This is a genomic window from Lentilactobacillus rapi DSM 19907 = JCM 15042 (genome assembly GCF_001436255.1).
GTDB lineage: Bacteria > Bacillota > Bacilli > Lactobacillales > Lactobacillaceae > Lentilactobacillus > Lentilactobacillus rapi.
In genome coordinates, this window is sequence record NZ_AZEI01000005.1 from 1 (window position 1) to 20,283 (window position 20,283).

20 protein-coding genes and 1 pseudogene are annotated in these 20,283 nt (G+C 42.9%); 14 read left to right on the forward strand and 7 right to left on the reverse strand.

Annotated features, from left to right (window positions below; genetic code table 11):
• Positions 1 to 98 precede the first annotated feature (98 nt).
• Positions 99 to 1,082, forward strand: coding sequence for an ADP-ribosyltransferase (locus FD12_RS01090; RefSeq protein ID WP_056981218.1), 984 nt, complete (start codon positions 99 to 101; stop codon positions 1,080 to 1,082).
• Between the two features lie 71 nt (positions 1,083 to 1,153).
• Here the strand turns inward: FD12_RS01090 and tenA are convergent, their stop codons facing one another.
• Entirely contained in the window at positions 1,154 to 1,813 is a 660-nt protein-coding gene (gene tenA / locus FD12_RS01095) for a thiaminase II (protein WP_054748949.1), read from the reverse strand.
• Positions 1,814 to 1,983: 170 nt separating this feature from the next.
• Between tenA and FD12_RS01100 the strand changes: the two genes are divergently transcribed.
• Positions 1,984 to 2,730 (forward strand): glucose 1-dehydrogenase, encoded by a 747-nt coding sequence (locus FD12_RS01100; protein ID WP_054748950.1) that lies wholly within the window; start codon positions 1,984 to 1,986, stop codon positions 2,728 to 2,730.
• 494 nt (positions 2,731 to 3,224) lie between these two features.
• Here FD12_RS01100 and FD12_RS14270 read toward each other — a convergent pair whose 3' ends face one another.
• On the reverse strand, positions 3,225 to 3,350 hold the full coding sequence (locus FD12_RS14270; RefSeq protein WP_263862412.1) for a hypothetical protein: 126 nt from the start codon (positions 3,348 to 3,350) through the stop codon (positions 3,225 to 3,227).
• Between the two features lie 217 nt (positions 3,351 to 3,567).
• Between FD12_RS14270 and FD12_RS01105 the strand changes: the two genes are divergently transcribed.
• From FD12_RS01105 to FD12_RS01115, 3 genes are read left to right on the forward strand one after another with little or no spacing between them, the layout of a single operon-like run.
• The gene (locus FD12_RS01105) at positions 3,568 to 3,801 is read left to right on the forward strand and encodes a helix-turn-helix transcriptional regulator (protein ID WP_056981222.1); all 234 of its coding nucleotides are present in this window, start codon (positions 3,568 to 3,570) and stop codon (positions 3,799 to 3,801) included.
• A complete protein-coding gene (locus FD12_RS01110) occupies positions 3,782 to 4,243 on the forward strand; it encodes a hypothetical protein (RefSeq protein ID WP_056981224.1) in 462 nt (153 codons plus the stop codon). The genes FD12_RS01105 and FD12_RS01110 overlap by 20 nt, the downstream gene beginning before the upstream one ends.
• Positions 4,244 to 4,294: 51 nt before the next feature.
• A complete protein-coding gene (locus FD12_RS01115) occupies positions 4,295 to 4,807 on the forward strand; it encodes a hypothetical protein (RefSeq protein ID WP_056981226.1) in 513 nt (170 codons plus the stop codon).
• A gap of 5 nt (positions 4,808 to 4,812) precedes the next feature.
• Here the strand turns inward: FD12_RS01115 and FD12_RS01120 are convergent, their stop codons facing one another.
• Positions 4,813 to 5,628, reverse strand: a complete 816-nt coding sequence (locus FD12_RS01120) for a DNA/RNA non-specific endonuclease (protein ID WP_056981228.1) — start codon at positions 5,626 to 5,628, stop codon at positions 4,813 to 4,815.
• 221 nt (positions 5,629 to 5,849) lie between these two features.
• Here FD12_RS01120 and FD12_RS01125 point away from each other — a divergent pair, with 221 nt between their 5' ends.
• Positions 5,850 to 6,122 (forward strand): hypothetical protein, encoded by a 273-nt coding sequence (locus tag FD12_RS01125; RefSeq protein WP_054748953.1) that lies wholly within the window; start codon positions 5,850 to 5,852, stop codon positions 6,120 to 6,122.
• Between the two features lie 213 nt (positions 6,123 to 6,335).
• Entirely contained in the window at positions 6,336 to 6,989 is a 654-nt protein-coding gene (locus tag FD12_RS01130; protein WP_054748960.1) for a TetR/AcrR family transcriptional regulator, read from the forward strand.
• A gap of 326 nt (positions 6,990 to 7,315) precedes the next feature.
• On the opposite strand, the gene FD12_RS01135 is transcribed toward FD12_RS01130, so the two are convergent.
• A complete protein-coding gene (locus FD12_RS01135; protein ID WP_054748954.1) occupies positions 7,316 to 8,269 on the reverse strand; it encodes an aldo/keto reductase in 954 nt (317 codons plus the stop codon).
• 117 nt (positions 8,270 to 8,386) lie between these two features.
• Here FD12_RS01135 and FD12_RS01140 point away from each other — a divergent pair, with 117 nt between their 5' ends.
• Together FD12_RS01140 and FD12_RS01145 are read left to right on the forward strand one after the other, a co-directional pair.
• Positions 8,387 to 9,007, forward strand: a complete 621-nt coding sequence (locus FD12_RS01140) for a DedA family protein (RefSeq protein ID WP_054748955.1) — start codon at positions 8,387 to 8,389, stop codon at positions 9,005 to 9,007.
• Between the two features lie 373 nt (positions 9,008 to 9,380).
• On the forward strand, positions 9,381 to 12,200 hold the full coding sequence (locus tag FD12_RS01145; protein WP_054748956.1) for a cation-translocating P-type ATPase: 2,820 nt from the start codon (positions 9,381 to 9,383) through the stop codon (positions 12,198 to 12,200).
• Between the two features lie 175 nt (positions 12,201 to 12,375).
• Here FD12_RS01145 and greA read toward each other — a convergent pair whose 3' ends face one another.
• A complete protein-coding gene (gene greA / locus FD12_RS01150; protein WP_054748957.1) occupies positions 12,376 to 12,843 on the reverse strand; it encodes a transcription elongation factor GreA in 468 nt (155 codons plus the stop codon).
• Positions 12,844 to 12,984: 141 nt separating this feature from the next.
• Between greA and FD12_RS01155 the strand changes: the two genes are divergently transcribed.
• From FD12_RS01155 to FD12_RS01165, 3 genes are all read left to right on the forward strand, one after another.
• The gene (locus tag FD12_RS01155) at positions 12,985 to 13,728 is read left to right on the forward strand and encodes a hypothetical protein (RefSeq protein WP_054748958.1); all 744 of its coding nucleotides are present in this window, start codon (positions 12,985 to 12,987) and stop codon (positions 13,726 to 13,728) included.
• Positions 13,706 to 14,659: a serine hydrolase gene (locus FD12_RS01160; RefSeq protein WP_056981230.1), complete on the forward strand. Its 954-nt coding sequence runs from the start codon at positions 13,706 to 13,708 to the stop codon at positions 14,657 to 14,659. The genes FD12_RS01155 and FD12_RS01160 overlap by 23 nt, the downstream gene beginning before the upstream one ends.
• Before the next feature lie 222 nt (positions 14,660 to 14,881).
• Positions 14,882 to 15,232 (forward strand): aggregation-promoting factor C-terminal-like domain-containing protein, encoded by a 351-nt coding sequence (locus FD12_RS01165; protein ID WP_056981233.1) that lies wholly within the window; start codon positions 14,882 to 14,884, stop codon positions 15,230 to 15,232.
• A 103-nt stretch (positions 15,233 to 15,335) separates the two neighbouring features.
• Here FD12_RS01165 and FD12_RS01170 read toward each other — a convergent pair whose 3' ends face one another.
• Entirely contained in the window at positions 15,336 to 15,692 is a 357-nt protein-coding gene (locus FD12_RS01170; RefSeq protein WP_054748959.1) for a hypothetical protein, read from the reverse strand.
• Between the two features lie 586 nt (positions 15,693 to 16,278).
• Between FD12_RS01170 and FD12_RS01175 the strand changes: the two genes are divergently transcribed.
• Positions 16,279 to 17,583: a nucleobase:cation symporter-2 family protein gene (locus tag FD12_RS01175; protein WP_056981234.1), complete on the forward strand. Its 1,305-nt coding sequence runs from the start codon at positions 16,279 to 16,281 to the stop codon at positions 17,581 to 17,583.
• Positions 17,584 to 17,788: 205 nt separating this feature from the next.
• Here the strand turns inward: FD12_RS01175 and FD12_RS01180 are convergent, their stop codons facing one another.
• Positions 17,789 to 18,721 (reverse strand): LysR family transcriptional regulator, encoded by a 933-nt coding sequence (locus FD12_RS01180; protein ID WP_054749111.1) that lies wholly within the window; start codon positions 18,719 to 18,721, stop codon positions 17,789 to 17,791.
• Positions 18,722 to 19,038: 317 nt separating this feature from the next.
• Here FD12_RS01180 and FD12_RS01185 point away from each other — a divergent pair.
• Positions 19,039 to 20,232, forward strand: a pseudogene (locus tag FD12_RS01185) (glycoside hydrolase family 65 protein); the annotation flags it as partial.
• Between the last annotated feature and the right edge of the window lie 51 nt (positions 20,233 to 20,283).

The following is a 20,283-nucleotide window of genomic DNA, read 5'->3' on the forward strand; positions in this document are numbered from 1 at the left end:
TTAGCGTTTGTCTCAGTTTTCCTACGCCGCTTTTAGAGATCTCAAACAGTTTCTTACACAGCTTTCTTCAAGTAAACGAGAAAAAGGATGGTTATAAAATGTTTAAACCAAAGCGGTTAATCTTCGCAGTTACCTTGGCGGCAGGGCTGCTGTTATCAAGCCCAGTTAATGCCGAAGTTCATAAAGAAGTCCATGGCAACACAACGACGACCGTTTCGACGAGTTACTCAGCCAAGCTTAAAAACGTGGGTGCTCAGCAACTGGTGACGAAAAAAAGTGTCCGGTTGTATTCGGTCGTGAATGGGTTACCCAATTATGATTCATATATTGCGGTTCCCAAAAACACGGTCCTGACAATCAAATCCAAGTTGCAGAATAACCAGGGGTACGTTGTCACTAAAGCTGGCAGTCATGGTGAATTTGAACTGCTTAATCCGGAGAAGGCTGTTTATGCGACGACCGGTCTGAAAAATGACAAGCAGACCGTTGCCAAGCTCAAATCGGCTTCTAAGAAGTGGGCAAAGGGCCTATCCAAAGCCGATGTTAAAGCAATTCGTTATTACACTAACAAGGGATATGGCAAAATTAATACGGCGTTAAGAACGCCGAAATCAAAGCCAACCAAGACCGTTAAATCAAGCATTAAGCGAATCAATGCAAGCATTAACAAGTTTAATTTAACTAAGCCGCTGACAATTTATCGCGGCACTTCGTTGGTTGGCTTGAAAAAATCGCTGGCAAATCAATCGATCAAGGTTGGTCGGCAATACCAAGACCCCGCCTATTCATCTTGTACATTGAGCCAGATGATCGCGTTAGGGTTCTCCAAGCAACACGTGATTTTGAAAATCAATTTGCCAGCTGGTAAGCACGGTGCCTATATTGATCCGATCTCGACCAATATTGGTGAAAAGGAATACTTACTAAAGCCTGGCACAAAGATGATCGTTACCCGAGTTCAAAAGGGTCAGTCAACCACCCGGACGGAGACGTCGGTCAAGCAAAAGGGTAAAAAAGCTCAAAGTCAAACGGTTAATACCAAGATTAATTACACGATGGTGACACTCAATCTTAATCAATAGTGTCAAAAACAAAGCGCCTAGCAGTCAGTCGGGAAGAACCCGTCGATTGCTAAGCGCTTTGTTATGCCTGATTACCACTTTTGTTCTTCGTAAGCCATTTCCCAGAAATGCAATTCATAATAACTGCTGCGCACAAATGCCGTCACCATTGCCTTTTGTTCGTCCGGTTCAGCACTTTCGCCCAATTGATCAACGATTGAAATCATCGTGTTGGTCGCTTCCGTGAATTCCGGACTATCGTAGGTTTCGATGAATTCTTGATAAATTTTAACCGGCGAGCCATTGTTAATTAATTGCTTGCCCAAGTCGTTGTACAACCAGTAACATGGCAGCAGGGCCGCACATGCTCGCCGGGGTGAACCGACATATAATTCGTGATACATGTGGCTTACATAGTTGTAAGCGTTAGGTGCCATGGGTGTTTGGCGGATTTCTGCTGGGGTGATGGCGAGTTGCTGAAAGAATTCAGTGCGAACATCCTTTTCAGAATCGTTTAGACCAGTGGCGCCAGCATATAAGAATTTCTTGATCGATTGATCTTTGATTTGATCGGCAATTTTACCATGAAGGGTTGAAAAGTTCTGCAGGTAATAGCGGTCTTGCTTGAGGTAGTAACGGAATTCTTCCATTGGCAGTTGACCGGTTGATAATTCTTTGATGAATGGATGATTGAAGCTGGCCTGCCAAAGCGGTTCAGCCTGCTGTTTCATTTGATCGGTGATTGTTGGCATTGTAACGATAACTCCTTTAAGTTGGCGAATTTTGACTGTCATTATTTTAGCATGAAATGATTAAGAGGCACCGACAAAAATATTTGTGAATCAAAGAGCAAATCAATTGCTATTAAAATTTGTGATCGGTAGAATTAACCTGTAATGATAATCAGAAGGGAAGGATTTGTATGGATCGATTAAAAGATAAAGTTGCGTTGATTACGGGCGGCGTTGCTGGAATTGGCTTGGGGATTGCTGAGTGTTACGTTCGTGAGGGCGCCAAGGTTGTTTTGACAGCTAACCACAACGTTGAAGGCGGCAAGAAAGCTGTTGAAAAGTTTGGCGCCGACAAAGCACTCTTTGTTCAGCAAAATGTCGCCGACGAAAAATCATGGCAGGATACGGTTGCAAAGACCATTGATAAATTTGGTAAGCTCGATATTCTGGTCAATAATGCTGGTGTTGGTGGGGTTAATGGCCCACTTGATGAGTTGAAGCTTGAGGACTGGCAACAAGTGATTGATATTAATTTAACCGGGAATTTCCTCGGTGAGAAGTATGCAATCAAAGCTATGAAGAAATATACCAACGGTAAAGGCTCAATTATTAATATTTCATCAGTTGCCGGTTTAGTTGGCCTGCCATTGAGTCCAGCATATTCAGCAAGTAAGGGTGGTACGCGCTTGTTAACCCATGCCACAGCACTGTCGTTGGCTCAACAGAAACTCGATATCCGAGTCAACAACGTGCACCCTGGCTGGATTGCAACGGATATCGTGCCAAAAGAATACGAAAAGCAAATTGTCAGCACCATCCCAGTAGGCCACATGGGTGAACCGGTTGATATCGGTGAAGTTTGTGTTTACCTTGGCAGCGACGAATCGAAGTTCGCTAACGGTGCCGACTTTGTGATTGATGGCGCGCAAAGAGCGTAGAGTGCGAACCCAAGCGGGAGTAACCGGAACATAAGTCTCCTCGAACGGAAATCCTGGTTTTGGATTTTTGTTCGAGGTGCTTATGTGCAGGGTATTGCTTGGGTGAGCACGTTTCCACTATATGGCCAAGAACCCAAGCCATCGTTCAAATCCAAAACTACTAAAAGAATCTACAGGATTAAAAATAAACAAAAACAGTCATGACGGGCAAAACCCTGTCGTGACTGCTTTTGTTTAAATTGAGGAAGACAACAGATTGCGATAACCAACGGGTTAAAAGATAGATTTGGCTCGTTCAATTAATTGGTTCAATAGAGTGGTGGTAATCCTACCAACAATTTCACCGTGTCTGGCAATATAATCATAATTTGGAAAGTAATGACTGATCCCCGAGTACCACTATCATTGGGGGCCTAACGAGTCCATTTGTGGGATCATAGCCGATTTATTCGTGGCCGGGGTGGAGATTAGCCGCTATAAAAATGATGCAGGGGTTACCAGTTTACTTGTTCCTTTCCAACAGGAGACTCAAGTCCATAATTACCAACATCTTTAAGTTCAGCGTCAAAGTTGATGTCATCATATCCACAGTTTAACCAGGGATTATCTTTGTTTGTCAATGTTAGCACGCCTCCCTCTGGTCATTACAAATATATATTCAATTTTAGAAATTTACAATTAGATATGTTTTGAATAATGACTTTGCCTAATAAATATTTAATGGTTGAAGTTACATTAATGCAAACAGATCTAAAGGAATAATGTGAAGCCAGCTTCACATCCAACCAATAACCTGCTATCACATAATGTGAAATGAACTTCACAGCTGATAGGGGGATGCCGATCATCTTTGTAGATAATAATGTGTCAGAGCGCCGCAAACAGCTGGGGTTAACGCAGGCACAACTGGAGGCTGCTGTTGGGGTGACCCGGCGAACGATTATTTCTCTGGAAAAGGGAAAGTACACGCCATCGTTGCTTCTGGCCCTGCAGCTTGCTCAGGAGTTAAAAGTTGATATTAATGACTTATTTTGGTTGGGAGGCCCTGAAAATGAAAAAAGTGATCATTGAACAAATTGGCAATATTATCATGGTGATCCTTGCAACTTGGACAATGTCATACATGGTTGCCAACTCATATTGGCATGCGAATGGTGAATCCTCATTTCGATTTGGGATTTATGGAATCCTGTTTTTAGCTTGGTTGATTATCTTTGGAATAGTGCGGGCTATTTTGGGTCGGGTGGATCCATCATTCAATTCTAGTCAGGGTGAACTGAGCGCGGGGGATGAACGGGAGAAAGCAATTTCTCAACAGGCATTGCGGTGGATTTATCACGTAATGATTACGTTATTGCTAATTGAACTGATTGCCATTCCAGTTCTAAGCCTTGGTATGGGTGCCCAGCCAGTGCTGTTTGCCCAGGCCGTGGTCATTGCCCTTGGAGGAGCGCTCATTATTAGCTTTATCGTTTATTTAAGTGGCTGGCTCTACTTTGATGCCAAAGAATAGTTGGTCACTTGATTATCGAAATGAGAAACGAAAGAAAGGAACGACCAAATAATGAATAAATCCCTCGGGGTAACCATTCTGTTTTGGCTGAATTTTCTGGTTAGCCCGATCGTTGCGTATGTCATGAATGGGCTGACCTTTTTTAAGCTGTTTGATTCGGGAACGTTACCGTTTGTCAGGCCAAATCTAATGCCTTGGCTGACGATGGTTACGTTCATTTGGATAATGGGTGCCAGCTATGCTTGGGTCGGTATTTTAACTCAAAAAGAATTTGTCCCTAAATCACTTTTCAATAATCGAACTAACAGGATGACTGTCACATTAGGGATTCTCGAAACTATTTTGCTCATCATTGGTAATGGTTTGAGAGTAATAACTGGAGAGGCCAATCCCGTGACATTACTTGTGAATGATCTTGCGGCAATTACCGCATTACCATTACTAATTTGGCTGAATTATCAATTTTGGCAATCAACCAATCAAAATTGGGTATGGATTTGCCTGCTCATTCAAAGCCTCTGCATTTGTCTGTTTATGCAGGGATTCTATAGCTCGGTTTGGTAATCAGTTTAAGGATCTGGAACGCTCATTTGCCGATCAATGGTTGATCGCCCAGTTGCGTAGTCGAACTTAACTTTCGGCTGGACATTAAACAAGTAAACGTTGAAATTGAGCGATTTGTCGGTGCTGATTGCTTCCAAGTGAATTCCCCGGGCCATGAGGTCATTACCCCTGAAAATTGGTTTGGAAAAGAAGATTACCCGTTTACCATCTTTAAGGGCATCCCGGATTTTCTGCTCGAAAATGGTTTGGACCCGTTGATTGGAAAAGGCGGTTTGGGTAAATAAGTTTTTCGGATTATTCTGATCCCCTGATTGGTCACTGGGATTGTAGGTGCCACTTGCGCTGATCCCCTTAGAAATCGAATAGGCGATTAAGTGTCCTCGATTGATAATGGGTTCCCGGTCGACAAATTTTTGATGCCAAGCAGTCGGCTCAACGTATTGGCGAACGCGATTTTCATCGGAAGCCAGGTTGCGGGATTCTAAATAGGCCAGGTTTCCTTTGCTGGTCCGATTTAAGTTATCCAAATCAGAATAAACAACGTGATTTGTCTGCCACTTGGTAGGATTTAGATTGGCTTTATTATGGTTCACGTAAATAAAGCTTTGCTCGCCTGAATGGTAGTCAAGCTTGGCGAGCTCACTATTGGAATCGACGTTTTTGGTCTGGTTGAACGCCGTTTGAGAAATATTTTGAATAAATGATTGAATGTCGCTTGGCTGGCCGCCGGAAAGGAACCAACCACCAACTAAGATAATAATGGCAATGATTAAGCTGGAAAATGTGTATGATTGACGACGCTTGCGTCTGCGTTTACTCATGATTTCATCCTCGATTAAATTTATAACGTCCGCTATTAAAGATAGCAGATAAGCGTTGTTGTCGGCAAGGGTTGACGATGGTTATTAAATATTTTTAAGCGAGGGTGATTGGTTGACTTCTGCGTGGAGAGGGACTATAACGTAGTTGTTCAAAAAGATAGTAACCACTCACTATAAGGTGTGCAGTTACTATCTATCATAAACCAAAAGAGGGTAATATCATGTTTACAGGAACTTTTTGGGTATTAGCAGTTTGGTTTTTAGTTAACGTTATTTGGATGTGGTTCGCACTTGATAATCAAAACCTACAAAAGACTTTTGCTTGGATTAATGTCGTTGCTGTCATCATTGGCTTTGGCGTATACTTCACCGGGACGTCAGTGGCCGGCATTTCAACTTGGTTCAATGTCTTGAATTACGTTAACATTGTGCTGGCTTGCGCTCAGTTCTACTATGGTTACCGCAATCTCCATCACACAAGCGTTCAACACTGATGATACTAAGCTCAGCAACTAATGTGACTTGGACTCAATGATTAATCACAGTGGATGACGAAAAAAGGAGCCGGGACAGAACTAAATGTTTTGTGCCGACTCTTTTATATTCTGAAAATCACTTAGTTACTTGTTGACTAAGCTCTTCCTTCATTTTTTTAATAGGCAGGGGCATCATTGTCAACTATAATGGAATATAAAGAAGGTGGCCCAATGCAAAGTGATTTAACGGATTTATATGCCAAATCACCGGAAACCAAGAATTTAACGGAAAAACAAATGAAAGTGTTTAATGCTTCAATTCGACTGTTTTCGCTAAAAGGCTATGCCAATACAAGCACAAAAGAGATTGCAGATTTCGCTGAAGTCTCCGAGGGGAGTATTTTTAAACACTTTACCAACAAGCATGGGTTATTGAATGCAATCTTGAAACCATTGATTGATTCTTTGTTGCCAGATGTTCTTCATGAATTTTCCAGGAAAACGTTGTTGACATCCTATCCATCACTTCAGGAGTTTGTTAACACAATTATTAAGGATCGTATTCAGTTCATCAAGAAAAATATTTTGGTGGTTAAAATCTTTCTCAGTGAGATTTTATACGATTCTAGTATCCGAAATGACTTGTTTAAAGCATTTCCAAAGGAATTCATCGAAGACTTGAATAATGAAATCTCTCAAATGAAAGAAAGAAAGATTTTAGTTGACTGGCCGAATGACCAAATCGTGCGTTTCTTGGCTGCTAATTTAGCTGGTTACGTTGTGCAACATTATATTTACTTTCCTAAGCAACAATGGGATGAAGATGCGGAAGTTGAACATTTGATCGATTTTATCGTGAAGGGATTGACCCCAGATAAATCATAAGCGCAGTTGGCGGAATATCTGTTAATCAATCTAAGCTTGTTAAATCTTGCCAAACGACTTCATCGTGAAAAATACGCTCCGACAGCCCTGAAATCTACCATATCCAAAACAACCACTGACAAACAAAAACCGTTTATCAGTGGTTGTTTCAGTTGGTGCTCCGGAATCAATTGGGTGGAGACTTCGATTTAATTTTGAGGTTGAGGACCGCTCCGACGCAACTGACGCTCAATTAATAAGACCGCCTGATCAAAATCCAAACCCAGGATTTCAATCAGGCGGTCTTATTAAAACGCGTCAAACCGTTGCTCGTCGCTCACTCTTTTTTAAGGCAAGTCATTACCCGCAGCAAAGTACAGATCGTACCACTCTTGCTTTGTCAATTCGACATCGGCACCAGCAGCACTATCCTTGATATGGTCAGGATTCATTGTTCCTAACAACACTTGAATGTGGGCTGGATGACGGAGAATCCACGCTACCGCAATAGCATTCTTTGAAACACCATATTTGTCAGCCAATTCAGCCAATTTATCGTTTAGCTTGCCATACTTAGGGTCATTAATGTACATACCAGCAAACAAACCATAGTTAAATGGTGACCAAGCTTGGATCGTCATATGTTTGCGACGTGAATATTCAATGATTTGGTCGTTATGGTCATTACTATCGTCGCCGGCCTTGTTAACATGCAGGCCAGCCTTGATCATGCCGGAATGAACCACGTTAAATTGCAGTTGGTTAATGATTAATCGTTGGTTAACCCATGATTGAACCATTTCAACTTGTTCAGGGTCAAAGTTGGAGACTCCAAAGTGACGAACTTTACCTTCACGCTGAAGGGTATCAAAGGCGTCCGCAACTTCATCTTCTTCCATCAATGGATCTGGGCGGTGAAGCAAGAATGAATCCAGGTAATCGACGCCCATTCGTTCCAGAATTCCATCAACGGCTTCGATTAAGTGTTGCTTTGAAAAGTCGTAGCGCGCACCAAATACTAAGCCATCGTGGCTGCGGCTGGGATCAAGGACAATTCCACCCTTTGATTGGATAAACAGTTTATCCCGAGAGATGCCAGAAGCTTTTAAGGCTTCCTTAAACTTCTTTTCTGAACCGCCTTCACCATAAATGTCGGCTGAATCAATGTAGTTAATACCAGTATTGACAGCAGTTTGCAGCGTCTTTGCGGCGGCATTTGTATCCATGCCGGCCATCCGCATGATTCCTAATGCAACTGCAGATGCTTCGAAGTTGGTGTCACCAATTTTTAATGTCTTCATTTCCATCCTCCTTCATTAATTACCTCCAATTATAAGCCATTAAAATCAACATGCCAAAGATTGAAAAGGTTGAATATGGTATAATCGCTTTACTAAAATGAGAAACGAGGAAATTAATTGAGCGAGAGTACGATTACTGAATTAATTAATCAATATGGCTATTGGGGAATTGCATTTCTAATTGCCTTCGAAAATATTTTTCCGCCGATCCCTTCTGAAGTGGTACTGGTGTTTACTGGCTATTTAACCATTTCAAGCAAGCTGACTATCTTTGGGTCGATTCTGGCGGCAACTGCTGGGGCTTACCTTGGGGCAGTCGCCCTATATGGGGTTGGCCGATTATTGAGTGTTGAACAGCTGGAGCGGCTGGTATCTGGGAAGATCGGCAAAATTTTACGGTTGAAGCCCGCGGACATCGAGAAAGCCGGTCATTATTTCAACAAGCATGGGGCCGTTGCTATTTTAATCGGTCGCTGCATTCCAGTCGTCCGGAGCTTGATTTCAATTCCAGCAGGGATGACTGGCTATTCATTCAGCAAATTCACCGGGTTAACCATTATTGGGACACTGGTGTGGAATACCGTGCTCATTCTCATCGGTCATTTTGCCGGCCAGGCTTGGCAGCAGATGCTCGGTCAATTGGATCAGTGGTTGATGGTGATTCTGGTCGTCGTAGTAGTCATTGTGGCTTGCTACGTTTACTATCAATTTTCAACGAGAAATAAGGATGAGAAGTAAAATGTGGACCCGTGGGCGATTGCTTGTGGGCCATTTTTTTGTTGGGGTTAGCCAATGTGATGCTTCTAAAGATAGGTGTTTCTTTGTCAACGAGTCGAATGGGGCTGTACAAAGTAAGGATCTGTTGCTAGCGGTTTTCTGTTATATAGATTAGGATTGCTCCGCAAAGCATAAGTCTCCACAAGTGAGAATTCCAAAACCGGGAATTCTCACTTGTGGAGACTTATGCTCTGACTTCTCACCGCTTTGCGCCGCACACTTTAAATTTTCTCAAATATTCTCTAAATCTTCACAACTGAGTTATTTGACTTTGTTATAATTATTATAAGTATTTTTTAACGAAACAGATTCCCACCCTATAAGGAGGAACCCGATGAAATGGTATAGTCAAAATACAAACTCAGTATTAGAAACACTCGAAACCAGCCGAATTTCTGGCTTAAGTGAAGAAAAGGCCCAACTTAGACAACAAGAATATGGGCCGAACCGCCTTGAAGCAGCCAAGAAGGAACCCGCCTGGAAACTATTTTTGAAAAGTTTCAAGGAACCCCTCGTCATCATCTTGCTAATTGCAATTGTTCTGGCCTTTGCCAGCGCTGCTTATGATTTTCAAGTGACCGGTGATCGTCAGCATGCCATGGCTTCCATTTATGAAGCCGTTGCGATCATGCTCATTGTGATTGTGAATAGCAGCTTGGCTTTTCACCAGACCCGCTCCGCTCAGAAGTCGCTGGAGGCGTTGTCCAACATGCGCCAGCATCACATGCACGTTCTTCGCGACAGCAATTGGATTTCGGTGGCAGCCAGTGATTTGGTTCCGGGCGATATCGTCAGTGTGAAATCTGGCGACTTTATTGACGGCGACTTACGGTGGCTAAAGACCGCTGAATTGCAGATTAACGAGTCACATTTGACCGGTGAATCCGATGCCATCAGCAAGGATACCGAAATTGTTTCCGAAGATACCGAGCTGGGGGATCGCACTAACATGGGGTATTCCGGCTCAATGGTCGTTAACGGTAACGGAATTGGCGTAGTAGTTGCGACGGGGATGGATACGGAATTAGGCAGGATCTCCAATTTAATGCAGGATATTGACGACCAGAAAACGCCGATCGAAAAATCCGTCCACGGGTTAAGCAAGAAATTGATGATCATTGCCGGGCTGATTATTCTCCTGACAATCGGCTACGATATTGTGAAGCAACTGATGCAAGTTGGTAATGTGTCACTGGAAAGCTTAGCCGGAATTTCTTCCACTTCAATTGCAATTGCGGTGGCCTCGATTCCTGATGCCATGCCAGTGGTGCTTTCAATTGTGCTGACAATTGGCGCTAAAATGATGGCCGACCAAAAAGGGTTGGTGAAGTCGTTAAGTAGTGTGGAAACCTTGGGGTCAACGACTTATATTGCCTCTGATAAGACGGGAACGTTAACTAAAAATGAGATGACCGTTACTCGGTTCTGGGCAAATGGCGAAGTGTACGACGTTGAAGGAAATGGCTACACGCCGGTTGGTGACATCATCCGTACTGATGGGAAGCCGGTCAACCCCAAGGACTACCAGCGCTTTTTGGAAGTGGCAGTCTTAAATAATGAAGCAGAAATTAAACCTGATGACAAACAGAACTGGCGGCCATTTGGGAATCCCACGGATGTATCGTTAGTCGTGTTGGGTGCCAAACAGGGCGTGAAGCGCGATGCCTTGTTAGAAGATCGCGGCAACCATGACATTGATATTGTCAGAATCCTGCCGTTTGACAGCACTCGAAAAATGATGACCGTTGTGATTAAAGAGAATGGCAAATACTACAGCTTGACCAAGGGCGCCCCAGACGTGGTTAAAGATCGAACCGTTTCAGCTATGCTTGATGGTCAAGTGGTCGACATTGGCGAAGTTGCGGCTGATATTGAGGGCACCATGCTGGCGTTTGCCAACAACGCCCTGCGGACAATTTCACTTACTCAGCGGGAAGTTACCCGGGATCAAGCGCTGAATGCGCCGAGCGAAGAACTCGAGCGCGATCTGTGCTTCTTAGGATTAGTGGGAATTATTGATCCACCGCGTGAGGAAGTGCGAACGTCGGTTAAGAAATTAACCGATGCCTCTGTGAATGTGGTGATGATTACCGGTGACCATGCCGCGACCGCTAAAGCAATTGCCAAGCAGTTGGGAATTATCAAATCAAAGGCTGCCCGGGTAATTACTGGAAAAGAACTGGAAGGGATGGATGATGCCCAACTCGCCGAAGCCGTCCTGACCACCCGCGTTTATGCCCGAGTGACCCCAGCTCACAAACAGCGCATTATCAAACAGCTGCAGCAGCACAAACAGGTGGTGGCCATGACTGGTGATGGAATTAATGATGCCCCAGCATTGAAAGCCGCTGATATCGGAATCGCAATGGGAATTAATGGGACGGAAGTGACCAAGGATGCTGCTGATTTGATTTTATTAGATGATAAATTTACGACCATCGAGAAATCAGTAGAATCTGGGCGAACCATTTTTGCCAATATCTTGAACTTTATGCGGCATGAATTAACCACCAATGTGGCTGAAGTGCTCTCGTTGTTACTGGGAGTCTTCTTGATTACCGCCCCGATTGGACACATTACCGAAGTGACCCCAACGCTGACGGCGCTGATGGTCTTGTGGGTGAATATGATTAGTGATTCGCTGCCGTCATTTGCGTTGGGATACGATGAAGCTGAAGCCGACGTGATGAAACAACAGCCTCGAGATACCAACCAATCAATCTTGGCCAATGGGATGCTCAGTCGAGTGCTGATCCGCGGTGGGGTGATGGGTGGCGCCGTGTTTATCGCCTTCATTTGGGCAGCCAACCAAGGCTTTTCAATTGCCCAAAGTCAGACCATCGCCTTTCTGACCTTGGTATTCGGACAACTCTGGCACGTGTACGATGCTAGAAGTACGAAGACGCTGTTTGACCGGAATCCGTTTACCAACTCCCGGCTAACCCTTGCGGTGGGCTTTGCGGCAACCTCATCGGTATTGGTCACATTGATTCCGTTCTTCAATCAAGTGATGGGAACGGCCCCATTATCAATGGGCCTCTACGTTGGTATTATTATCCTGTCAGCCTTACCAACATTTATCCTGTCTGGGATTAAGAAATTGATCTGGCGAATGCGTGAAGGGCAGAATGATGATGTCGTTGAATATGATTAATGAACGGTAAGAAGAAACTGGGATTAGGTTGTTTGATCCCAGGGATTAAGTGAAAACAAGCAGTGCGTCCAAAAACCGGACGCACTGCTTGTTTTGCGTAAATGGCGGAGATTAGCCGCTTATCGTAAGTTCCGTCAAGATAAAAATGGTGAGCTAACCTGATTCGGATCGTTCCTTATTTGGTGACTTTGACGATTTTGATTTGGTAAGTCAACCCAGGTGCTGAAACTTGCACTTCATCACCTGAATGATGGTTTAACAACGCAGCCCCAATCGGCGACGCAATTGAAATTTTATTGTGCTCGATGTCGACTTCGGGGGTACCGACGATTTCATAAGTATCCGTTGAGTGGTCGTCCATGAACTCAAGGGTCACAGTTTTACCAATTTCAACCGTGTCGTTGTCGGTAGGGGTATAAATCTTTGCGTATTGAAGCTGTTTCTTGAGAAATCGCATCCGACTCTCCAAATGACGAAGATCCCGTTTAGCAGCACTGTACTCAGCGTTTTCCGACAAGTCGCCGAGCGCTCGGGCCGCCGCCAGTATTTTGATTTTGTTCGGCCGGGCTTCTTCCAAATCGCGAATCTCGGATTTGATGTGTTCATAGCCCGCCTTGGTGATTTTATTAAAATGTTCTTCCAACGTTAAGCCCCCCTGTTACTCCTTAAGTATACAATATAACGGCTCATAACTAATAGAAATGTCTCAATACGGATTGTTAATCTTGATGAATTCACTTATTATATAATTAGATTATATTATGGTTATGAGTGGGAGATCATTATGAAGAAATTTCGATTGGTAGTTTGTGTATTAGCAACAATGATGTTTGCAACGGCGGGGTGTTCCAGCAACAGCGCGAGTCATGACACGAAACCAAAGATCACTTCCAAGACCCGGGACAAGATTTCCGAGTACGAAGGGGTTATCAAAACCGCGCGTAATTTGAATGAAAGCGGCAATTATAAGGCCTCTAACAAGGCCCTCAATGGGATCCGGATCGCGGACTTGAGCGATCACGGCTTTGGCTCATTGAAGACTGAGTACTTCCAACTGCAGAAAAGTAACGACGCATTTTTGCTGAAGAAGGCTAAGAAACAGAATCAAACCAGTAATGCGACCAATAGTAATGGCGGGACAACTAATTTAAGTACCAACAGTAGTTTTTCAAATTATCCAAAGTTTGCTGGCGATTATGAATTCTATAATTACGATCCCGATCGGCTTCAGAGTGATTTGGTGATTGATTCTGATGGAACCGTTCTGCAGGAAAATACGGATGGCACCAGCTTCCATGGGGTTGCCACAATTTCAGGATACAGCCAAGGTGGCATTCTATCGTATGATGTCACGACTGATACGAATAAAACCAAGAGTATCAATTCCAATGTGAAAGTCACTGTCACTTGGAGCAACGGCCAAAATGAAACGTATTATGGTTATACGTCATATGACGGCAACTCCGTGTTGACTGATGGCAAATCGTACGATGGGGACTTAGTCAATGAAGTTTGGGTTAAGTACTAGTATTCTTGCTGTAGTTGGGGTCGTTATGTTAGCGGGGTGTTCCGCTCATCAGCCAAACGCCCATCATTCTGACTCAAAAGTAAGTCGGGTGGCCAGCAGTTCGACAAAGATGCCACTAAAGAAGGCGACTGGAGGTTCAACCGACACGGCTAAGTCCGCTAAGGTAACCAAGGCCGTTCGAGCAACAGTTCAACAGGCTTCTGGAACAACGGCGGTCTACGTGGCAACTTCTAAATTAGCAACCGGGGTCGCTGTCAATCGGCGGCAACGGTCTGCCAGTGTCATTAAAGTGTTTATCATGATCGAAGCCATGAGAAGGGTGAAGGCTGGGACACTGAACTTGAAGCAAGAAGTGGCAATCCCTGCCCATGATCAAGTTGGCGGAACCGGTGTGTTAGCCCAGCGCGGAACCAATCAGCAAACGATCGGGCAATTACTTGAATTGATGATTAAAGTCAGTGACAATACCGCCACCAATGTGTTAATTGATCAGTTGGGCGGTCTCTCCAAGATTAACCGGACAATTGAGAATCTTGGCTGTCATCACACTAAATTACAACGAAAAATGTTGGACTATCGGGCCTTAAATGCCGGGCACGACAACTATACCAGTGCAGCAGATTTAGGCCGGACATTGTTGAAAATTGACCGGCATCAGTTACTGGGTGGTCGGTATGATACCGAAATGTTACGACTTTTGGCGAACAATGCGAATCAGACAAAATTGCCAGCCTTAATCAGTTCAAAGGCGACAATTTATAATAAAACCGGTGAATTTCCGGATTATGGTGTTCAAAATGACGCCGCGATTGTTAAAAAAGGTCAGCAATCATTTGTGGCCGTTGTGTTATCCGAAAGTGGTCGGCAAAACCAACAAATTAAAGCCATGAATTTGCTTGGAAAAGACTTATATCAAATCTTTTTCCAATAAATGGCATTAGAATTCTCTGACAATGACTTATTTTGTCAGAGAATTATTTTTGTTCTAAAGCCTGTTAAATCAGGCATATGTCCGTATTGCTATCAGATTTACCTTCTAATATTACTAACATGACAACGTGTTTAACACGCTTGTAATTTTCCAGCAACCTCCCTGTAAATACGAGAGTGTATATTCTACCCTGTTGAGTAAATACGAGGGAGAAATAATTTAATGAAATTTAGAAAATTCGTCATGGTTTTAATGACTGCATTAACTTTCTACGGGACGTTTGATGTTGCCGCAACCACAGAAATCGCAAGCGCCAAGACAACCAAAGTATATAAATCAAATCTTTCAAAAGCAAATCAAAAAGCAAAGTCATGGATCGCCTATCATGAATCAAGAGGTTCATACCATGCTCGCAACGGTCGCTACGTTGGTAAGTATCAATTAAGTTCATCATACTTACACGGTGACTACTCAAAGAACAACCAAGAAAAGGCCGCTGACCATTACGTTAAGGCGCGTTATGGCAGTTGGGTTAATGCTAAGAAGCACTGGAAAGCATACGGTTGGTACTAAGATTAATCCCAATCTCATAATGTAAACAAAGAGCGTAACCACTCCTGAATCGGGAATGGTTACGCTCTTTGTTTGTTCATTCGGCGATCAGCCGGATGACGGATTATTTAGTAGTTGGGACGCCTGCAACAGCCTTAAAGACATCTGCAAGGGAAACCTGCATGTCAGCAAACTTCTTATTCAAAATTAATTGACGGAAGTCTTCGATTGACATCTTTTCTTTTTGCTTGAATGGCAATGGTGAGATGGTGGCGTTAACTGACTGGTTAACCCCCGTTGTCAAAGTGATGATAATCCCATCACGGCTATCAAGATGGGCTGTGTAGTATTCGTAGTAGGAAGGCACTTCATACTTACCGGTTAGTTCTTTGTGTTCCTGAAAATATTTTGTGATAAAATCTCTGAATGCATCGGCTGATTGTAATGATTCTTTCCAAGCGCTTGTGTCGTTGATTGTCATAATAAAATCTCCCTCGAAATGGCGTTAGCGGACACTTGACGAGCCGTAAAGCCAATGGGTTAAACTGAGAAAACCCGAGGCTTATTTAAGTTGACTTGATTTCGTATAACCATCGCCTCGGCACCGTTGAGCTAACCCATTGGTAGGCTTGTCAAGTGCACTTGACGGTTACGACCACTTGTGGACCGAAAGCCAGATCAGAAAGGTTACTAGAAACTAATTTTTCATAGAACTTTGGACACTACCTTAATGGTGAATTTCTAACCTGATATATTAGTTGCTCCGTAGACGTTGAACTTTACTGTAAATAGTCTAATCGCTTTTCATAATAAGTCAAGTGAAAACTACCATGAAAACGTTTCATATCAACATTTAAAATAATCTAGAGAATGTAACCGTTAACGAATCTATTCAGTTTAAACGAGATTATTTTCAAAATACTTACATATTAGTTGCACATCCATTCGGAGGTAGGCGTTAAAATAGGCTGATGTTAGCGCTATTATTCGGAATTTAAATTGTTTTTAAGATTCATTCATGTTAATATGACAATATTACGTTAAACACGAATAAAAGGGAGAATATCATGAATAATGTTTCCGTTTCAGAAGAAAAGTCACCAATCAAAAATGCGATTTTAGGTTTTCAACATTTATTGGCGATGTATTCTGGCGATATTTTAGTTCCGTTATTAATTGGGGCAGCATTGAAGTTCAATGCCGCTCAGATGACATACTTAGTTTCAATGGATATTTTCATGTGTGGGGTTGCGACCTTACTACAGATTCGCCGAACCCCAATTACTGGGATTGGACTGCCGGTTGTGCTTGGGTGTGCCGTGGAGTATGTGGCTCCCTTGCAATCAATTGGTAAGAATTTCGGATTAGGGTATATGTATGGTGGCATTATCGTCGCTGGAGTGTTCATTATATTGGCAGCCAAGCCATTTGCTCACATGCGGAAATATTTTCCACTCGTTGTCACTGGTTCACTAATCACCTTGATTGGGTTTACGCTGATGCCGGTTGCGTTTCAAAACATTGGTGGTGGCGATACAACTGCCAAGGCCTTTGGGGATCCGACTCATTTGTTTTTAGGATTTTTTACTGCGTTAGTTATTATTGTATTGAACATTTGGGCACGTGGATTTTTGAAGCAAATCTCAATTTTAATTGGGATTTTGGTTGGTACCTTAGTAGCGATTTTCATGGGTCAAATTGATTTTGCGGCTGTTGGTCAAGCGCATTGGGCTCAATTACCCCAATTTTTCTATTTTGGCACCCCTAAATTTGAATGGTCGTCGATTGCAACGCTGATCTTAGCTGCATTCACTTGTATGATTGAATCTACCGGCGTTTACTTTGCGCTGAGTGATATTACCGGCAGAAAGTTGGAAGACCGCGATTTGGAACATGGTTATCGTTCAGAAGGAATTGCGGCCATCCTCGGTGGGGTGTTCAATACATTCCCATATTCAACATTCTCGCAAAACGTTGGAATCGTGCAACTTTCTGGAATTAAAAAATTAACCCCAATTTACTATTCGGCATTTATGCTAATGGTACTGGGATTGATTCCAAAGTTCGGCGCGATTGCGACATTGATTCCGTCATCTGTTTTAGGCGGCGCCATGTTGGTGATGTTTGGAATGGTTGGTGCCCAAGGTATCAAAATGTTATCTAAAGTTGAATTAAACAACAAGAACTTATTAATCATTGCCATCTCAGTGGGACTGGGCTTAGGGGTCACCACCCAACCGGCTTTGTTCCAGTACTTACCTGCAACGGTTCAAGTTATCATGAGTAACGGGATGGTTGTTGGTAGCTTTACCGCCGTTATCTTGAACATCTTATTGAACCATACCCGACTCCAAAAAACAGTCGAGGAATAGTGAACAAATTGGGGCATCCACTTGCCTGTTTGCTAAAATTCTTGTATTGACAAAACTTGTAATAAACCGTTGAATTCGACTATTTAAGTGAAAAAGTAATGGATTCCAAACAACTGGCTAAAACAAAAGGAGTCATCACGAAATCCCAACTAGGATTTCAGTGATGACTCCTTTATAGTTACGTCAAACCGTTACTGTTCGTACACTACCGTTTTGGCGTATACTCATCTACATACTCAGTAATGATCTCAAGTAGATCGGTCACAGGTTCTGACGTTTGTTTGTTTTTGATATATGATATACCAAAGTTCGCCGTTAACACATCGGTTGGGATCTTGACAATGTTGATTCCTGCCTTTTGTTCATCGGTTAACCGGTGTTCGCCCGCAAATGGTTCTGGAGTAACGATGGCACCAACATGTTCAAGTGCCAAATCAGATGCCAAGTGCAAATCGGGAACTTCAATACTGTATTCCGGCGTGATCCCGACATCATTGTAATAACTATTAACAAGCCGTTGATAGTTATCTTCTTGTGGTGTACCAATAAACGATTCACCCGAAAGCTTGGTGAGATCCAGGTCTTCATACTTGGAATATAATTGACCGGGAACAAATAGTTTAGAGGTCTTTGGAATAACCAACACAAGCGGTAAACGAGCAGCTGGTTGATAATCGACCTTGTGACTTTGCAACGCATGGCCGACGAAGAAATCAAGTGTTCCTGATAACAGGCGTTTCTCTGCATCCCTACTGGTCATCCGGGTGATTTGAGCGTGAATATTTGGATACTTATTGTAGAAACGAACAAGAATGGGTTTGTACAAGTCATTAGTAACCACTTCATTAGAAGCAATGGTTAGATGACCATATTTGAACTGGGATAAATGGGTCATTTCCCGATCAAGGTTGGATCTGAGACGGTTCTCTTCCTGTAGATAAGCCAGTAGTCGATCCCCAGCGTAGGTCAGCTGAATGGGGTGCGACGACCGGTCTATTAATTTAACACCAAAATTGACTTCGGCATTTTTGATAACCCGACTAATGTACGGTTGAGTAACAAATAATGCTTGGGCCGCTTTGGACATATTTCCTTGCGCCTTTATTTCTTCGAGAAACGAAAGTAATTTGCTGTTCATAGTGATATTCTCCTTTGGGACCCCTCATCAAAATGTTATCCGACAACCAGATTATATGATATTCCAGTAATATATGCATGAATTATGACTCGTATGTGCCTATTTATTTCTAAGACCACTGTTAAGTATACCAATTTGCAATTGACCGGTAAAGGGTGTTCATCTTTTCACGTGTGTATTAATTAATTCTTAAGAATTGTATAATGACTAATCATATTTTTAACATAAAAAATATAAATGTTTCGATATACCAAAATTCTGCTTAACAGTCACTAAAATGGTAAAATTATAACAAATAACTTTCAGGGGGTTATTAAATGAGAATTGAGCAGTCACCGGAATTTCAAATTCATTTACAGAACCTAAAAAATAAAGATCCATTGTTTTTGGAAACTATTTATAACGTTGGTAATGGGCACATTGGTGTCCGGGATTCAAATCCGCTTCAAGGGAACAATCCTGATTACGTCGGTTCTCCTGGCTTGTTCATCAATGGTTTCTTTGATTACAGTGCCGTGTCATACGGTGAAAAGTATAGTGGTTATCCGGACAATGATCAGGTCATCAACCGGTTATTTGATCCCCGCTTTATCCGTATCAAGGTCGAGGACGAAGACTCTGCCACCGATCATTTCCAAGTCGAAAATATTGATAAAAACCTGGATATGCAGACGGGCCTGGTTCACGAGATGTTTAGTGTGACCACTCCAGGGAACCGTAACTTTAATTTGGTGATTGAAAGCTTTGCCAGTCTCAGCAAACAGAACGTCTATGGCATTAAATACTCAATTATCCCAACCAACTTTGAGGGGGATATTGAAGTCATCAAGATGCACGATTACATTAATCAAGCCACTCATCAGCAGTCCGAAGATGTTCGAGTAAATCAGGATGTCGGTCAAATGCAGCTGGACTTCATTCCCGATTATGGGCAGCCAAGTTATTTAGTGACAACCTTCAGAAGTCAGCAGGGCATTATTGTGACGTATCAAGCTGGTGAACCCACTGACTCAAATCCTAAAATCGAGTATTTTGAGGACGAAAATCGCCATTATGGTTATCGTAGCCGTTATCATGCCAAGCCCGGTAGCCAAAAAGAGTTCGAATTTTTATTTTCAATCGGGAATATTCACCCCTTGGTTAATGCCAGAATGTATGCAGACCAATATCTGGCTTCTCTGGATAACTTTATTCGTAATACGTCATTTAACGCTGAATTGATGGCATCTGCCCAAGTCTGGCAGACATTTTGGCTGCACAGTGACGTCAAAATCGAAGGGGATCCGGTTATTCAATCCTGCATTCGGTTTAATTTGTTTGAACTGAACCAATCAGCCGGTCGAGATGAACTCACCAGCATTCCGGCCAAGGGGCTCACTGGCAACGGCTACGGTGGCCAATTCTTCTGGGATACTGAGATATTTATGCTGCCATTTTTTGTCTATACCGAACCCATGATTGCCAAGAAGCTCTTGATGTATCGTTATCACACGCTGCAAATGGCTAAGAAGCTGTCTAAAATCTCTTAAGTAATAGTGCTAAAAACGCTAAAACGACCATTT

Bases quoted from the DNA above. Each gene is read 5' to 3' on its own strand.
- FD12_RS01165 (WP_056981233.1), top strand. From the start codon at position 14,882: ATGAAATTTAGAAAATTCGTCATGGTTTTAATGACTGCATTAACTTTC.
- FD12_RS01110 (WP_056981224.1), top strand. From the start codon at position 3,782: ATGAAAAAAGTGATCATTGAACAAATTGGCAATATTATCATGGTGATC.
- FD12_RS01155 (WP_054748958.1), top strand. From the start codon at position 12,985: ATGAAGAAATTTCGATTGGTAGTTTGTGTATTAGCAACAATGATGTTT.
- FD12_RS01115 (WP_056981226.1), top strand. From the start codon at position 4,295: ATGAATAAATCCCTCGGGGTAACCATTCTGTTTTGGCTGAATTTTCTG.
- FD12_RS01100 (WP_054748950.1), top strand. From the start codon at position 1,984: ATGGATCGATTAAAAGATAAAGTTGCGTTGATTACGGGCGGCGTTGCT.
- FD12_RS01145 (WP_054748956.1), top strand. From the start codon at position 9,381: ATGAAATGGTATAGTCAAAATACAAACTCAGTATTAGAAACACTCGAA.
- tenA (WP_054748949.1), bottom strand. From the start codon at position 1,813: ATGCCAACAATCACCGATCAAATGAAACAGCAGGCTGAACCGCTTTGG.
- FD12_RS01135 (WP_054748954.1), bottom strand. From the start codon at position 8,269: ATGAAGACATTAAAAATTGGTGACACCAACTTCGAAGCATCTGCAGTT.
- FD12_RS01090 (WP_056981218.1), top strand. From the start codon at position 99: ATGTTTAAACCAAAGCGGTTAATCTTCGCAGTTACCTTGGCGGCAGGG.
- FD12_RS01175 (WP_056981234.1), top strand. From the start codon at position 16,279: ATGAATAATGTTTCCGTTTCAGAAGAAAAGTCACCAATCAAAAATGCG.
- FD12_RS01120 (WP_056981228.1), bottom strand. From the start codon at position 5,628: ATGAGTAAACGCAGACGCAAGCGTCGTCAATCATACACATTTTCCAGC.
- FD12_RS01130 (WP_054748960.1), top strand. From the start codon at position 6,336: ATGCAAAGTGATTTAACGGATTTATATGCCAAATCACCGGAAACCAAG.
- FD12_RS01125 (WP_054748953.1), top strand. From the start codon at position 5,850: ATGTTTACAGGAACTTTTTGGGTATTAGCAGTTTGGTTTTTAGTTAAC.
- FD12_RS01180 (WP_054749111.1), bottom strand. From the start codon at position 18,721: ATGAACAGCAAATTACTTTCGTTTCTCGAAGAAATAAAGGCGCAAGGA.
- FD12_RS01160 (WP_056981230.1), top strand. From the start codon at position 13,706: ATGAAGTTTGGGTTAAGTACTAGTATTCTTGCTGTAGTTGGGGTCGTT.
- FD12_RS01105 (WP_056981222.1), top strand. From the start codon at position 3,568: ATGCCGATCATCTTTGTAGATAATAATGTGTCAGAGCGCCGCAAACAG.
- FD12_RS01170 (WP_054748959.1), bottom strand. From the start codon at position 15,692: ATGACAATCAACGACACAAGCGCTTGGAAAGAATCATTACAATCAGCC.